The 13,614-nt window shown below is 59.8% G+C and carries 20 protein-coding genes, 1 tRNA gene and 1 pseudogene; 11 read left to right on the top strand and 11 right to left on the bottom strand.

The window, feature by feature from the left end:
* Positions 1-157: 157 nt before the first annotated feature.
* Positions 158-466 carry a transcriptional regulator gene (locus ACOKS3_RS06865; RefSeq protein WP_103446273.1) on the bottom strand — a complete coding sequence of 103 codons (309 nt, stop codon included), beginning with the start codon at positions 464-466 and terminating at the stop codon, positions 158-160.
* A gap of 86 nt (positions 467-552) precedes the next feature.
* Between ACOKS3_RS06865 and ACOKS3_RS06860 the strand changes: the two genes are divergently transcribed.
* From ACOKS3_RS06860 to ACOKS3_RS06820, 9 genes and pseudogenes are all read left to right on the top strand, one after another.
* Positions 553-1,329 (top strand): XRE family transcriptional regulator, encoded by a 777-nt coding sequence (locus tag ACOKS3_RS06860; RefSeq protein ID WP_103446272.1) that lies wholly within the window; start codon positions 553-555, stop codon positions 1,327-1,329.
* 155 nt (positions 1,330-1,484) lie between these two features.
* Complete coding sequence (locus ACOKS3_RS06855; protein ID WP_103446271.1) at positions 1,485-1,874, top strand: LuxR C-terminal-related transcriptional regulator; 390 nt, start codon at positions 1,485-1,487, stop codon at positions 1,872-1,874.
* 102 nt (positions 1,875-1,976) lie between these two features.
* Positions 1,977-2,414 carry a tellurite resistance TerB family protein gene (locus ACOKS3_RS06850; RefSeq protein ID WP_103446270.1) on the top strand — a complete coding sequence of 146 codons (438 nt, stop codon included), beginning with the start codon at positions 1,977-1,979 and terminating at the stop codon, positions 2,412-2,414.
* Entirely contained in the window at positions 2,411-2,614 is a 204-nt protein-coding gene (locus ACOKS3_RS06845) for a hypothetical protein (RefSeq protein ID WP_103446269.1), read from the top strand. Before ACOKS3_RS06850 ends, ACOKS3_RS06845 begins: the two co-directional genes overlap by 4 nt.
* A 45-nt stretch (positions 2,615-2,659) precedes the next feature.
* Positions 2,660-2,821, top strand: a pseudogene (csrA, locus tag ACOKS3_RS06840) (carbon storage regulator CsrA); the annotation flags it as partial.
* A gap of 187 nt (positions 2,822-3,008) precedes the next feature.
* Positions 3,009-3,476 carry a hypothetical protein gene (locus tag ACOKS3_RS06835; RefSeq protein WP_103446267.1) on the top strand — a complete coding sequence of 156 codons (468 nt, stop codon included), beginning with the start codon at positions 3,009-3,011 and terminating at the stop codon, positions 3,474-3,476.
* Positions 3,473-3,616, top strand: a complete 144-nt coding sequence (locus tag ACOKS3_RS06830) for a hypothetical protein (RefSeq protein ID WP_181004456.1) — start codon at positions 3,473-3,475, stop codon at positions 3,614-3,616. The genes ACOKS3_RS06835 and ACOKS3_RS06830 overlap by 4 nt, the downstream gene beginning before the upstream one ends.
* On the top strand, positions 3,613-3,987 hold the full coding sequence (locus ACOKS3_RS06825) for a hypothetical protein (protein ID WP_103446266.1): 375 nt from the start codon (positions 3,613-3,615) through the stop codon (positions 3,985-3,987). The genes ACOKS3_RS06830 and ACOKS3_RS06825 overlap by 4 nt, the downstream gene beginning before the upstream one ends.
* Entirely contained in the window at positions 3,984-4,232 is a 249-nt protein-coding gene (locus ACOKS3_RS06820; RefSeq protein ID WP_103446265.1) for a helix-turn-helix transcriptional regulator, read from the top strand. The genes ACOKS3_RS06825 and ACOKS3_RS06820 overlap by 4 nt, the downstream gene beginning before the upstream one ends.
* Positions 4,233-4,332: 100 nt before the next feature.
* On the opposite strand, the gene ACOKS3_RS06815 is transcribed toward ACOKS3_RS06820, so the two are convergent.
* The 8 genes from ACOKS3_RS06815 to dapA all read right to left on the bottom strand — a co-directional run bounded on the left by ACOKS3_RS06815 (position 4,333) and on the right by dapA (position 10,908).
* Positions 4,333-5,483 (bottom strand): IS3 family transposase gene (locus tag ACOKS3_RS06815; RefSeq protein ID WP_087535084.1). Its coding sequence is split into 2 segments (ribosomal slippage): positions 4,333-5,249 and positions 5,249-5,483, totalling 1,152 coding nucleotides; the frame shifts between segments, so codons are not numbered across the junction.
* Positions 5,484-5,543: 60 nt separating this feature from the next.
* A complete protein-coding gene (locus ACOKS3_RS06810) occupies positions 5,544-6,032 on the bottom strand; it encodes a HEPN domain-containing protein (RefSeq protein ID WP_422764538.1) in 489 nt (162 codons plus the stop codon).
* A gap of 86 nt (positions 6,033-6,118) precedes the next feature.
* Positions 6,119-7,096 (bottom strand): integrase, encoded by a 978-nt coding sequence (locus ACOKS3_RS06805; protein WP_103446263.1) that lies wholly within the window; start codon positions 7,094-7,096, stop codon positions 6,119-6,121.
* Positions 7,097-7,206: 110 nt separating this feature from the next.
* Positions 7,207-7,296, bottom strand: a tRNA-Ser gene (locus ACOKS3_RS06800).
* 91 nt (positions 7,297-7,387) lie between these two features.
* A complete protein-coding gene (purC, locus tag ACOKS3_RS06795) occupies positions 7,388-8,098 on the bottom strand; it encodes a phosphoribosylaminoimidazolesuccinocarboxamide synthase (protein ID WP_011535129.1) in 711 nt (236 codons plus the stop codon).
* Positions 8,099-8,127: 29 nt separating this feature from the next.
* Positions 8,128-8,886 carry an MBL fold metallo-hydrolase gene (locus ACOKS3_RS06790; protein WP_103446262.1) on the bottom strand — a complete coding sequence of 253 codons (759 nt, stop codon included), beginning with the start codon at positions 8,884-8,886 and terminating at the stop codon, positions 8,128-8,130.
* Entirely contained in the window at positions 8,887-10,005 is a 1,119-nt protein-coding gene (gene bamC, locus ACOKS3_RS06785; protein ID WP_103446261.1) for an outer membrane protein assembly factor BamC, read from the bottom strand. It abuts the gene before it with no gap.
* A gap of 15 nt (positions 10,006-10,020) precedes the next feature.
* Complete coding sequence (gene dapA / locus ACOKS3_RS06780) at positions 10,021-10,908, bottom strand: 4-hydroxy-tetrahydrodipicolinate synthase (protein WP_103446260.1); 888 nt, start codon at positions 10,906-10,908, stop codon at positions 10,021-10,023.
* A gap of 260 nt (positions 10,909-11,168) precedes the next feature.
* On the opposite strand from dapA, the gene ACOKS3_RS06775 reads away from it, so the two are divergent.
* Positions 11,169-11,729 (top strand): glycine cleavage system transcriptional repressor, encoded by a 561-nt coding sequence (locus ACOKS3_RS06775; protein ID WP_013973793.1) that lies wholly within the window; start codon positions 11,169-11,171, stop codon positions 11,727-11,729.
* A gap of 11 nt (positions 11,730-11,740) precedes the next feature.
* The gene (locus ACOKS3_RS06770; protein ID WP_103446259.1) at positions 11,741-12,214 is read left to right on the top strand and encodes a peroxiredoxin; all 474 of its coding nucleotides are present in this window, start codon (positions 11,741-11,743) and stop codon (positions 12,212-12,214) included.
* Positions 12,215-12,248: 34 nt separating this feature from the next.
* Here ACOKS3_RS06770 and ACOKS3_RS06765 read toward each other — a convergent pair whose 3' ends face one another.
* Entirely contained in the window at positions 12,249-13,319 is a 1,071-nt protein-coding gene (locus ACOKS3_RS06765) for an AI-2E family transporter (RefSeq protein ID WP_103446258.1), read from the bottom strand.
* Positions 13,320-13,338: 19 nt separating this feature from the next.
* Complete coding sequence (locus ACOKS3_RS06760; RefSeq protein ID WP_003254745.1) at positions 13,339-13,578, bottom strand: sulfurtransferase TusA family protein; 240 nt, start codon at positions 13,576-13,578, stop codon at positions 13,339-13,341.
* Positions 13,579-13,614 lie beyond the last annotated feature (36 nt).

Here is a 13,614-nt window from a genome sequence, read left to right as displayed (position 1 = left end):
TTAGAAGTGGGCGGCGACAGCCCCTTCTCGGGACAGAAAATCTGACAAAAACTTGATATGGCTGATATGCCATTGGATTGGGCATCTATGCCATACGATCGAATGCATTCCTGATCCGCGCATGCGCGGGAATAGGTTTTCGCATGCAGAATTTTCTTCATGCGCTTGCCACCTGAATCTCACTGGACGGACATACAGAGCCATCAGGCCCAGGTGCGCCAGCGGCAGCTTTGGTAGATGATTCACCTACCTTGTGGCGAGCTTCGACTTGAGCAATCAGAGGGCACAGGGATGCGGCGCTCACAGCGCCTCCGGTGGCGAGTTCGGCAAGAAATGCTTTTTCAGCGCTGATCTTCACGGCCCCAGACCGCCAATACGAAACGGTGGCCTGGGACACGCCCAGCGCCTTCGCAGTCAACGCCTGGGTGCCGAAATGGTTTATCAGCTTGCTGATTGAACGAGCCATCGAAGGGGTCTCTGATAAGTCAATTTATATGCTGCACAGAAGCACACTTCTTTGCAAGCAGATAAGTATCTTTATAGGATCAGCGGATGAATCTCTCACTACGAATCAAGGCTGCAAGAAGCCACGCGAACCTCACCCAGAGCCAGCTCGCCGAGAAGGTGGGGATAGCTCAGACCGCGATCAGCCAGCTGGAATCCGGTAAGACCCAGCGCTCCACCTACCTCTTCCAAATCGCAGAAGCGTGCGGCGTGTCGGCCACCTGGCTGGTGACTGGCATGGGAGGGATGCTGATTTCTGATGCGCAGCCCCACGACGCCGATCTGGAGCGTCAGTTCAAAGAGGGCTACGAGGAGGGATTCAACGAGGTGAATTCCGCGGGCGTTGCCGCAGGTCTGGACCCGATTAGCTTGTGGGATGATGACACTCCTCTCGACGATGACGAGGTAGAGATCCCATTTCTTCGAGAAGTCGAATTGTCTGCAGGAAGCGGTCGCACAGTGATTGAAAGAAGCTCCACTGCAAAGCTCAGATTCGGGAAGCGATCGCTACGCGCGCATAACGTCCAATTCGACCAGGCCGTATGCGTGGTGGTGTCGGGAAACTCCATGGAGCCCGTTCTTCCAGATGGGAGCACGGTTGGTGTGAACATCGGCCAAACCCAGATTGTCGATGGGAAAATGTACGCCATCAAGCATGATGGCCAGCTGCGGGTGAAGGTTTTGTATCGCGTGCCAGGAGGCGGCGTACGCTTCCGAAGCTTCAACCAAGGCGAGCACCCTGACGAGACATACACCGCAGAGGAAATGGCCGAAAAATCCATCGAGATTATCGGGCGCGTTTTCTGGGGCGCTTCCTTCTACTAGCTGAATACCTCACTCAAGAGCCCGGTGATCCCGGGCTTTTTTGTGCCCGCCGATCAGAAAATAAACGTCTTGATAAAAAATATAAGCAAGACGCTTGCGCTTGAATATCAATCTGCTTATATTTTGATTCATCAGCTTACACACGGAGGTGCCCAATGCAGAACGTAATCAGCTTCAGAGGCATGGAAGGAAGTGTCGGAATTCTTGCTGCTCAAGAACTGAAAGCAGCACTCGGCATCTGCTGTGGCCTTGGCAACAAAGAGATCGCCAGAGAGCTCGACTGCTCGCCCGCAACCATCAAAAAATCGATTGAACGGGTCTTCTACAAGCTCGGCATCAGCAGTCGCTCCGCTGTACCAACCGAGCTGTTCTATCGCGGCATAGCTCGCAAGCTTTCCATGTTCATGTGCGTTGCGCTAGTCGGCCAAGCAGCGATCGATGAAGAACACCTTCTGCGTGTTCGCCGCAGCGGAAACACCGGAGAGCGGAAAGTTGAAGTCCGAGTGGCGACCAGGCGCGCCGAGTGCTCCCTTGCGGCGGCGTGATGCCAGCCACCTGACCTGATCCACCCCTGATTTTTGCGAAAGCCAACAAACGCGGCGGGCCTTTGCTCGCCCTGAGAAATCTCAACAACCAGAGGAAACACCATGTTCGGTATCGGAAAGAAACTGTTCGGCGCCAAGCGCGCTGTCAAGAAACTGGAAAACCGCGACCTCATGCAGGCCATCGTCGGCGGTTGCCTGCTCGTCGCTGCGGCGGACGGCGAGATCAGCAAGAACGAGGCGGCTCAGATCGACATCCAGATCCGCGCCAACAAGAACCTGGAGCACTTCGGCCAGGAAATCACCGCCACCGTGAATCTGTTCACAGAGCAACTGCAAGCCGGCTTCCGCCTCGGCCGCATGAACATCATGCGCGAGATCGCGGACATCAAGAACAACCCTCTCGATGCTGAAGAGGTGTTCGTGAACATGATCACCGTCGCCGAGGGTGACGGGAACATCAGCCCGGAAGAACTGAAAGTCCTAGCGGACGTAGGCGTGCAGCTTGGCCTTCGCCCGAAAGACTTTGGGATCGATGTGTGAAGCGGAAGCACATAGGCCTGGGAGCGGTTGCAGGGCTCTCCCTGTCCGCGCTCGCTATCACCGCCGCAGTGAGCTGGGGGTCGTGCCAGTGGTACGGCTATCAGACCGAGCGGCTGACCAAGTTCGCCCCCTACGTCGGCTGCATGGTGAAAACCGCCGGCGGCTGGGTGCCACGTAACGAACTGCGCACCACGCAGTGAATGGAAGGGCGGCAAACGCCGCCCTCCCCCACAAGGAGTTTGCCCATGTTGATCCTGTCCCGTCGCGTAAACGAAACCCTCCGCATCAACGCGGACATCACCGTAACTCTGCTGGGCGTGCAAGGCATGCAGGCGCGCATCGGCATCGAAGCACCTTCCGGCGTTTCTGTTCACCGCCAGGAAATCTTCGACAAGATCCAGGCCGAAGGTGGTCAGCTGCCAGTCACCACACCAGGCGTCATCACCGACCCGGTTGACCTTTTCATCAAACTGAACCCTTCCGGCCTAGCCGAGGAGCACCTGGTGAAAAGCGGCTCCAGCTTCGAGGACGCCTGCACCCGCGCCCACTACAAGGTGTTTCTCGCCGGCTTCAACGCCGCGCAGGGTGGCCAGCATGCAAGCGCCTGATCGCATCACACTGGTGCTGCGCGCCTGCGAGGCTGCGCCCTTGTCGAACATCCTTCCCTTTGCCAAGCCTGGTCAGTTGGCATCAGCCGGGCGCGGCCTGGCGAGGATCGTCAGCGTCAGCGAAGGCGATCTGCAGGGTAAGCTGGCAGAAGCGCACACGCTCTTGCGCGATGCTCAGGCAAGCCATGGCTCGCTGCTGATGACTGACCCTCCCCAAGACCCCTGGAAGACCCGCCGAATTTCTGAGCGTATCGCTGCGGCCCTTTCCGGCAGCTCGGAACCAGGCGGCGTGCCAACTGAGCAGGATGAGCGAGCACGCTTCGAGGCAGCGATGCAGCTCATCAACCCGAATGAGGACTTCGAGCAAAAAGATGCTGGCCAGTACGTCGGCTTCTACCTGGAGTGCGCCTGGATCGGATGGCGCGCGCGAGCCGCATTGGAGCGCCAGCCATGAGCCAGGCCGGCCTACTCCTGCTGCTATGGGACGCCCTGCAGCAGCGCGACACCACCTTCGGGCAGGTGCTCGACCTGTCTGCCGCTTGTGGCCTGGATGGGCGCCGGGTGCTGGCCGACCACTTTCGGGTGGCCCCATGAACATCCTCGCATCGATGGCGCTTCGGCGAGCGCGTGGGCAGTTGAACTCTGTTCAATCCCGAGCAGCGGGAAGCCAGTCAACTCCAGCTGTGGCCACCACCATTGCGCCAGCGACCAAGGATGTGGTCATCACCGGACCAATCAACCGGTACATGTTCCTTCAGGGGCGCGAGTGGGCGATCGACATGGTCGCCTCTCTCCGGGCCGCGCCTGTCGAGCTGGTAGTCGAGCGGCTCACCGGAGCAACTGAGGGCAGACCTGGTAGCTATGCGGCAGGCATCCAGTCTGTGGTGGATGAACTGAAAAACGCTGACGCGACAGGTCAGGCTGAAGAAGAGAACCTGACGAGTCAGGTCGGGAGGAAGGAATGAGCGAGGAAACCGAGGTGCTGACGGTTGAGGGCCTGGCCAAGCTGCTGGGTCGCACCGAGGCGTCGATTAGGGAAGGGATTCGCCGCGGCGTGCCGTGGCTACCCAAGAGCTTCAAGATGGGTAACCGGCACTGCTGGCTGAAAGAGGACGTGCGCAGATTTCTGCGTGAATTTAGGGATGGCGCCCACAAACAACAAACGGCTGGCCGCAAGCGGAGAGCGCCACCAACTCTAAAAATGGTGTAACAAGTTATCGAATTTGATCTATCGCTTTGACAAGGTCGTTTAGCCAGTTAATGTCTTTAATTGTCTGGTCCATGCCGATATCTGAATCGCCCCTGGTTTTCTAGACACTCTCCAAGCTCAGGAAATAGCGTTTCTCATACTCTACTGGAGACAGCTGCATAGCACTGCTGTGTCGGCGTTTAGGGTTATAGAACATCTCGATGTAATCGAAAATATCACTTCGGGCTTCTTCACGGGTTGTGTAGATCTTTCGTCGGATTCGCTCTCGCTTCAAAAGCTGGAAAAAGCTCTCGGCTACGGCATTGTCGTGGCAGTTTCCCCGCCGGCTCATGCTGCTGATTACATTGTTGGCCTTCAAAAAGCTTTTCCAATCCGAGCTACTGAACTGACTGCCTTGATCTGAGTGAATCATAACTTGCTGCTGAGGCTTGCGTCGCCAAACAGCCATCAACATCGCGTCGATAGCCAGGTCGCTGCACATCCTTGGCTTCATTGACCAACCAATTACTTGGCGTGAGAACAGATCCAGCACTACCGCGAGGTAGAGCCACCCTTCATAGGTGCGGATGTAAGTGATATCTGTCACCCAGACCTTGTTCGGCTCACTTACCTTGAACTGCCGCGCGAGGTGGTTGGGCGAGGCCACTGTTGGTTTTCCACCATAGAACCCTGGACGCCGCCGATAGCCCGTTTGAGAACGCAGTCCCTCCGCCTGCATCAAGCGCCTGACTCGATTTCGGCCGCATTCCTCTCCCAGCTCACGCAGGTCATCGTGAATTTTGCGGTAGCCGTATACACCTCCGCTTTCCAGCCAAGCGTGTTTGATCAAGCCAAGCAGACGTTGATCTTCTTTTGCTCGGGCAGATTGAGGCTCGGCCAGCCAGGCGTAATAGCCGCTGGGGTGCACCTTGAGGGTTTGGCAAAGGCGCCGCACCGGGTAATCAGTCGAGTGCTTCTTGATGAAGGCGTACTTCAGCCGCACTCCTTGGCAAAGTACGCGGCGGCCTTTTTTAAGATGTCTCGCTCTTCCGTCACGCGCTTGAGTTCAGCGCGTAGCTTGCGCAGTTCGGCCTGCTGATCGTCGTCTTGCTGACGCTGCTCTTGGGGCTTGCTGTAGACCTTGATCCAGGCGTAAAGACTGTGCACGGACATGCCCAGGCGCTGGGCGACATCGGCGACAGGTTTGCCTTTCTCGGTCACTTGCTTGACCGCTTCGATCTTGAATTCTTCGGGGTAACGCTGACGACTCATGGCACCTCCTATTTGGGCCTCATTATGAGGCTTGGAGGTGTCTACGAAACCAGGGGCGATTCAATCGTTCAGCAAAACATTACGAGGTCTTGACTTCCTCATGACATCGCCCTCATGAACGATCTGATTTCTTCTGTGAACAATATGGTTAAGGCGCTTCTTGATCTCGGGGCTGGTCTCGCCAATCTCAGCCGAAACCTTCTTCCATCCTTCAGTAATACCTGCCATCGACATAGCAGTACCCACTTGTTCAAAAGACTGGAACGTCTCGGTCAACAGTTTCTTCTGCAAAGTATTTTTGACTTTAACCCAAGGGCGAATTTTTTCCCTATCGGCCAAGACAGCATCGGCTAATTCAGCTATGTCCACAAAAGAAACTGCCACTTTACGAAGCGAACCTGGAATATCTTTACCCTTCCTAATATCAGATAATTTGTCATATATAAGCCAGTGCATATAAGAATCCAATGCACTAACAGCTATGATTAATGCAGCCCTGCAGGTGTCATTGTGGACAAACTCCATATCCGGCTCGTCAATAACAGCCATCAACAAAAGCCTGGCGCGGGCAAAGCAGGACTCGGAAACATCTGTTGGTCTGAATGGCAAAATTAAGTCTTCCCTGAAATAGTAATTCAACCGAGTTTTTCGGCGAGGTCCTGCGGGCTGAGGTGCGTGTATCGCTTGAGCATCGCCAGGGTTTTGTGGCCCGTGATACTCGCGACTTCCATCATCGTGAAGCCGCGTTCGAAGAAGCGACTGGTCGCCTCATGGCGTAAGTCGTGAAGGCGCAGACCTTCAATGCCGGCCGCGACGCAGGCCCGGGGAAAGTAGTTGCTGATCGTGTTGAGCGCTAGGTTGAAGTACCGGCCTCCACCGATCGGCGTGGGCAACCCCTCCAACAGGGCAATCGCCCGCGAGGACAATGGCACGGCGCGGCGCTCGCCATTCTTGGTGTCCTCCAGATAGGCAACCTTGCCTCGCACTTGGTCGCGGCGCAGCATCAGCAGCTCAGACCGGCGCATAGCCGTCTCCACGGCCAGCTCAATGAACACCGGAAGTTGGGCATTCATCTGGCCAGCTGCCTTGTAAAGCGCGGTGAGCTCCGCCGGCGTTGGGCGCCGATCCCTCTCTTTGCTGCCCTTTGGCATCCGGATCGCCCGGCAAGGGTTGGTCAGTCCTTCGATACCCCATTCCTTGGTGGCCACCGTGTAGAGATGGCTGATCACCGCCAGGTTGAGGCGCACTGTCGCCGTCGACTTCCCTTCCTTCAGTTCGGCATCGCGGTAGGCGGCCATGTCGCTCGAGCGGATAGCCGCCAGGCCCTTGCCGGCCAGCTTGTGCTCCTTCCACTTCTTGATGCGGACCTGCTCCTGCTTGGCGCCCTTCTTGGTAGAAGTCACCTCGGACAGGTATCGGTCCAGGGCCTCGGCCAGTGTGGTGCTCTCGGCCTCGCGCATGTCCACAAAGCGTGCACGCGACATGTCACCCTCGATCTCGGCGGCCCATCGCTGGGCTTCTGCCTTGGTGTCAAAGGTGGCGGAAAGGGTTGGATATCCTTTGCGGCGGATCTGGGCGCGCCAGGCGTCCCCGCGCTTCTCGTAGTAGGCCATGGGGGAAATGATAGCGAACGCTTGGGGGAAATACACGCTCCCCCATTCCCCCAAAATTCCCCCAAATGAAAAAGGCCCCGAGGGCTATACAGCGCTCGGGGCCTTTAATATGGCGGAGAGATAGGGATTTGAACCCTAGGTACTGTTGCCAGTACAACGGATTTCGAATCCGTCCCGTTCGACCACTCCGGCATCTCTCCAATGCCGCGCATCATACCAGCGTTTTATTGAAACGCAAATCTTTTTTCAAAAAAAATCGCGTGGTATCAGACGCTTGCGTGAACGCGCGCCTTACAGCGGCACGCCCAGGCGCTTGGCAACTTCTTCGTAGGCTTCGATCACGTCGCCCAGACCCTGACGGAAGCGGTCCTTGTCCATTTTCTTGCGGGTTTCCTTGTCCCACAGGCGGCAGCCGTCCGGGCTGAATTCATCACCCAGGACGATCTGGCCGTGGAACACACCGAATTCCAGCTTGAAGTCGACCAGCAGCAGGCCGGCGTCATCGAACAGCTTGCTCAGCACTTCGTTGACCTTCAGCGACAGCTTCTTCATCTCGACCAGTTGCTCGGCGGTACCCCAGCCGAACGCGACCACGTGGGATTCGTTGATGAACGGGTCACCCTTCTCGTCGTTCTTAAGGAACAGCTCGAAGGTGGACGGCTCCAGCTTGATGCCCTCCTCCACGCCCAGACGCTTGACCAGGCTGCCGGCGGCATAGTTGCGCACCACGCACTCGACCGGGATCATGTCCAGCTTCTTCACCAGGCACTCGTTGTCGCCCAGCAACTTGTCGAACTGGGTCGGCACGCCGGCTTCTTCGAGCTTCTGCATGATGAAGGCGTTGAACTTGTTGTTCACCATGCCTTTACGGTCGAGCTGTTCGATGCGCTTGCCGTCGAACGCCGAAGTGTCGTTACGGAACAGCAGGATCAAGCGGTCGGCGTCGTCGGTCTTGTAAACCGATTTGGCCTTGCCGCGGTAGAGTTCGTCGCGTTTTTCCATGATTGGGCTCCGCTTGCTGAGGTGTTGGGCTAGGCGATTTCGCGCCAGTCGAGCCCGTGTTCTTGATTCGCCACCTGGAGCCAGTCCGGGTCGCACCCAAGGGTGTCGACGAAGCACTGGCGGGCCAAGTGTGGCAGGTTGTTCTTGCTGCTGAGGTGGGCCAGCACCAGGTGCTGCAGGTTGTTCCAGCCCAACTCTTGCACCAGGCGCGCGGCCTGGTGATTGTTCAAATGTCCTTGCATGCCACCCACCCGCTGCTTGAGGAAAGCCGGGTAATGACCGCGTGCGAGCAAGTCGCGGCAGTGGTTGGCTTCGATCAGCAGTGCGTCCAGACCCTGGTAGCGCTCGAGCAGCAGCGCATCGTACGAACCCAGGTCGGTGAGCATGCCGAACCGCCGCTTGCCGTCGCTGAACACGTACTGCAGCGGCTCGTAGGCATCGTGCTCGACCCGCGCCGCGCTCACTTCCAGGCCACCGATCTGCAGCCGCTCGCCACAAGCGAGAAAACCGGCCACCTCCACCGGCTTGCGCATGCCGCGCAATGTGCCTTGGCTGAGGTAGACCGGTACATTGTAGCGCCGCGACAGCAACCCCACCCCATGCACGTGGTCGGCATGTTCGTGGGTGACCAGCACGGCGCTCAGTTGTGCCGCCGACACCCCGAGCAGCGCCAGGCGCCGCTCGGTTTCACGCAGGGAAAAGCCGCAATCGACCAGGATGAACGTGTCACCACTGGCGATCAGCGTGCCATTTCCCTGGCTGCCGCTTCCGAGTACCGCGAAGCGCACTTAGCCCAGGTGGTCCTGAATGGCGCTCAGCACGCGGCGGGCGACATCGGCCGGGGCCACGGTGTTGATGTTCTTCTCCACGGTAACCTGCACGCTCTCGCCGACCTTGCTCAGGCGCACCTGATAACGCTCGGCACGGGCTTCACGCTCTTCCTTGGTCGGTGCGCTGCCGAACATGCGGCTGAAGAAGCCAGGCTCGTTGTGCTTGTCTTCAGGCTTTTCCGACAGGTTGATGTAGTACAGGCCCAGGCTGCGGTTGATGTCCTCGACACGCCACTGGCCGCTCTGCTCCAGTGCACGGCCCACGCCGGACCAGGCACGGTCCAGGTCCGAGCCGAGGAACAGCACCGGGTTGCCGCTGCCGTCTTCGCTCAGGCTGACACGGCTAGGGGCGTCGAAATCACGGGCAGCCAACAGCGATACCGAACCGCCCTTCTCGGCGCTGCGGCTCATGCTGGCCAGCATTTCGTCGACCAGCAGCGCGTCGGCGCCAGTGTTGGCCGAAGTGGACGGGAACGCAGTATCGGCGGTGCTGCCGGCCGGGCGCTCGACGCTGACGATGTACACCTCGGAGGTGTTGCGTTGCACGCCAGGCTCGATGCGCACACGGACGCGCACTTCGCTGTCGCCACTGCTGGCCGTGCTCGACAGACGCTGGCCGAGCGCTGCCGAAAGTTCATCGAAGCGCTGCCAGGTGGTGCTGAATTCACCAGTCTGCGGGCGTTCTTCAGCGATGCGGAAGCCATTGTCCTCGAAGAACTGGTGCGCCACCGGCCACACTTCGGCTGGCGAGTGCTGGGCCAGGACCCAGCGGCTGCTGCCGCTGCGCTGCAAGGTGTAGTCGCTGGCTTCGGCGCCAGCGGTCAGCGGTTGCGGACGCGGCACTTCGAACTCGCCAGTGGCGCGATCGTCGGCGACGTTACGCGGGATCGGCAGCAACGGGTCAAGGCGCTTGACGTTGCCGGCGTCCGGCGGCAACTGCATCGGCGCAGTCGGGTGCGCCTGCAGGTAATCGCTGCCGCGGTCGCGGAAATAGCCATCCTCGCCCCACAGCCAGCCACACCCACTGGTGCTGGAAATGATCAGGGCGAGCGCGGAAAGACCAGCCAGTCGCTTCATGCGGTGTACTTCCTCTTAAACCAGTACGCCGGACTGGCGCAAGGCAGTACGGACTTTTTCGTGGCAACCTTCGCTCAGCCAGGTCAGTGGCAGGCGAATGCCTTTGTGCATCAGGCCCATTTCCACCAGCGCCCACTTCACAGGGATCGGGTTGGCTTCGCAGAACAGGTCTTTGTGCAGCGGCATCAGTTTTTCGTTGATTGCGCGGGCCTTCTCGGCATTGCCCTCAAGGGCAGCCTCGCACAGGTCGGCCATTTCGCGCGGGGCGACGTTGGCGGTGACGGAGATGTTGCCCTTGCCGCCCATCAGGATCAGCTCGACAGCAGTCGGGTCATCGCCGGACATGACGATGAAGTCCTTGTCGACGCCATCGAGGATGGCCTTGGCACGGGCCAGGTCGCCGGTGGCTTCCTTGATGCCGATGATGTTCTTGACCTTCGACAGGCGGATCACGGTCTCGGCCTGCATGTCGCAGGCAGTGCGGCCAGGCACGTTGTAGAGGATCTGCGGGATGTCGACGGCTTCGGCGATGTGCTTGAAGTGCTGGTACAGGCCTTCCTGGGTCGGCTTGTTGTAGTACGGCACCACCAGCAGGCAGGCGTCGGCGCCAGCATTCTTGGCGTTCTGGGTCAGGTGCACGGCTTCGGCGGTGGAGTTCGCACCGGTGCCGGCGATGACCGGGATCGGTTTGTTGCTGCGCTTGACGCGCTCGACCACATGCTTGATGACCAGGATGTGTTCTTCGACATCCAGCGTGGCCGACTCACCGGTGGTGCCGACAGCGACGATCGCGTGGGTGCCGTTTTCCAGGTGGAAGTCTACAAGTTTGTCGAGGCTTACCCAGTCCAGACGCCCTTGTGCATCCATGGGTGTGACCAACGCCACCATACTGCCCGCAATCATGTAACTGCTCCTGCCGGAAAAAGAGAGCGGTAATGGTACTGGGGGCATCGGCCTTGCACAAGCGAAGCAGGCGGGCGGAGCATTCCCCTCAGCGCCTTATTTCGCTACCCTTGATCCTTTGATCGGTGCAGCGCGGCCCGCCGGGCCGTCGACCTTGCTCCCCGGCCAGCGTCCACGTCCTCGCATGCGAGCCCCGGGCCCTGCCGACAGGAGGCTTTCGCCCGTCCTGCACCGACCGCTCATCGCTTTAGGAATGCTGCATGTCCACCCCCACCGTCCGCGAACAATTCCTTGTCATCAGCGCCCTGGGCCCCAACCCCATGGAGCTGGCCAACGTCCTCAGCCGCGCTGCCTTCGAAAACCGCTGCGCGGTGGTCACCTCGCGCCTGAGCCGCCACGGCGAGACCAGCGCCCTGGTGCTGCAAGTAGGCGGCAGCTGGGATGCCCTGGCGCGCCTCGAAGCCATGCTGCCGGGCCTGGGCAAGAAACACGGCCTGACCCTCGATGTGGTGCGCAGCGCCGACCAGGAAGTGCGCCCGCAGGCCCTGCCCTACGTGGCCTACGTCAGCGCCGCCTATCGCCCGGACATCATCAACGAACTGTGCCAGTTCTTCCTCGACCACCGCGTCGAGCTCGAAGCCATGACCTGCGACACCTACCTGGCGCCGCAGACCGGCAGCAGCATGCTCAACGCCCAGTTCACCGTGATTTTGCCGGCCGGCACGCAGATCAGCTGGCTGCGCGACCAGTTCCTGGACTTCGCCGATGCCCTGAACCTCGATGCACTGATCGAGCCGTGGCGTCCACAGAACCCCATGTAAGGAAACCGACCATGGCAGTAGCACTCGATCAACCCGTTGCCGACTTCCAGGCCCAGGCCACCAGCGGCCAGACCGTCAGCCTGGCCGAGCTCAAGGGCCAGCAAGTGGTGGTGTACTTCTACCCGAAGGACAGCACCCCGGGCTGCACCACCGAAGGCCAGGGTTTCCGCGACCAGCATGACGCCTTTGCCGCCGCCAACACCGCGGTGTTCGGCGTGTCGCGCGACGGCATCAAGTCGCACGAGAACTTCAAGGCCAAGCAAGGCTTCCCGTTCGAGCTGATCAGCGACAAGGACGAGGCCCTGTGCCAGCTGTTCGACGTGATCAAGCTGAAGAAGCTGTATGGCAAGGAATACATGGGCGTCGACCGCAGCACCTTCCTGATCGACAAGGACGGTGTGCTGCGCCAGGAATGGCGTGGCGTGAAGGTGCCTGGGCATGTGGATGCCGTGTTGGCGGCTGCGCAGGCCTTGAATAAAGGCTGAGATTTATAGGGGCTGCTTTGCAGCCCCAATTGCATCAGAGCATTGGTGAGACGCTGGCTTCCTGCCTGGGCCAGGCATCCAGCACGGCCTTGATCAAGGTCGCCAGCGGGATCGCAAAGAAGATCCCCCAGAATCCCCAAAGCCCGCCAAACAGCAGCACCGCACAGATGATCGCCACCGGGTGCAGGCTCACCGCCTCGGAGAACAGCAACGGCACCAGCACGTTGCCATCCAGCCCCTGGATGATCGCGTATACCGTCATCAGGTAGATGAACTGGTCGCCCCAGCCCCACTGGAACAGCGCGATCAGCGTTACCGGCACGGTCACCACCACCGCGCCCACATAGGGCACCACTACCGACAACCCCACCAGCAGCGCCAGCAACGCGGCGTAATTGAGCCCCAGGCTGATGAAGGCAATGTAGGTGGCAACCCCGCAGATCAGGATTTCGATGCCCTTGCCGCGAATGTAGTTGGCGATCTGCCGGTTCATCTCGCTGCCCACGCGGTTCAGCAAGGTGCGCTGACGCGGCAGGTAACTGCTGACCCAGCTCCCGATCAGCACTCGGTCCTTGAGGAAGAAGAACACCAGGATCGGCACCAGCACCAGGTAGATCATCGCGTTCACCAGCAGCGGCAGGCTCGACAGCGAGAAGGTCAGCGCCCATTGGCCGAACTTGCCGATTTCGCCACGTACCGATTCGATCGCATGCAGCACCTGCTCGTCCGAGACCAGGTGCGGATAACGTTCAGGCAGCAGCAGCAGCAGCGACTGCCACTTGCCGAGCATCCCCGGCAGCTCGTTGAACAGGGTAATCAGCTGGTGCCAGAGCAGCGGCACCAGCACCAGCAGGAACACCGCCAGCGCCCCCATGAACAGGGCGAACACCAGCGTCACCGCAACACCGGTCGGCACCCGCAGGCGCTCCAGGGCATTGACCAGGCCCTGCATCAGGAACGCCAGGACCATGCCCGCCAGCACCGGCGCGAGCATGCCTCCGAGGGTGAGCACCGCGGTGAAGGCGAGGAACAGCAGGACCGCCAGCACCACTGCTTCCTCATCGGAGAAGTAGCGCTCTATCCAGTCGCGAAGCACTTTGAACATTGACGATCCTTGGGTTGGCTCAGGCCTTGCGGAGCCAGTAGGTGTAGGTACCGGCCTCGGCCGTTTCTTGCAGCAGGGTATGACCGGCAAGCTGGGCGAAAGTGCGGAAGTCGCGCTGCGAACCTGCATCGGTGGCGATGACTTTCAGTACCGCCCCGCTGGCCAGGCGGTTGAGCTCCATCTTCGCCTTGAGCAGCGGCAGCGGGCAGTTCAACCCGCTGGCGTCGAGCTCAGCGTCGCAGGTCAGGGTGTTACTCATCGGGCGCGTCTCCAGGGCGGGGCGGATAGTCTTGGG

Source organism: Pseudomonas sp. HS6-2, assembly GCF_049325675.2.
In the GTDB taxonomy this organism is placed as follows: domain Bacteria; phylum Pseudomonadota; class Gammaproteobacteria; order Pseudomonadales; family Pseudomonadaceae; genus Aquipseudomonas; species Aquipseudomonas putida_N.
The sequence above is the reverse complement of the archived record's forward strand: the minus strand, read 5'-3'. Positions and strand labels throughout refer to the sequence as shown.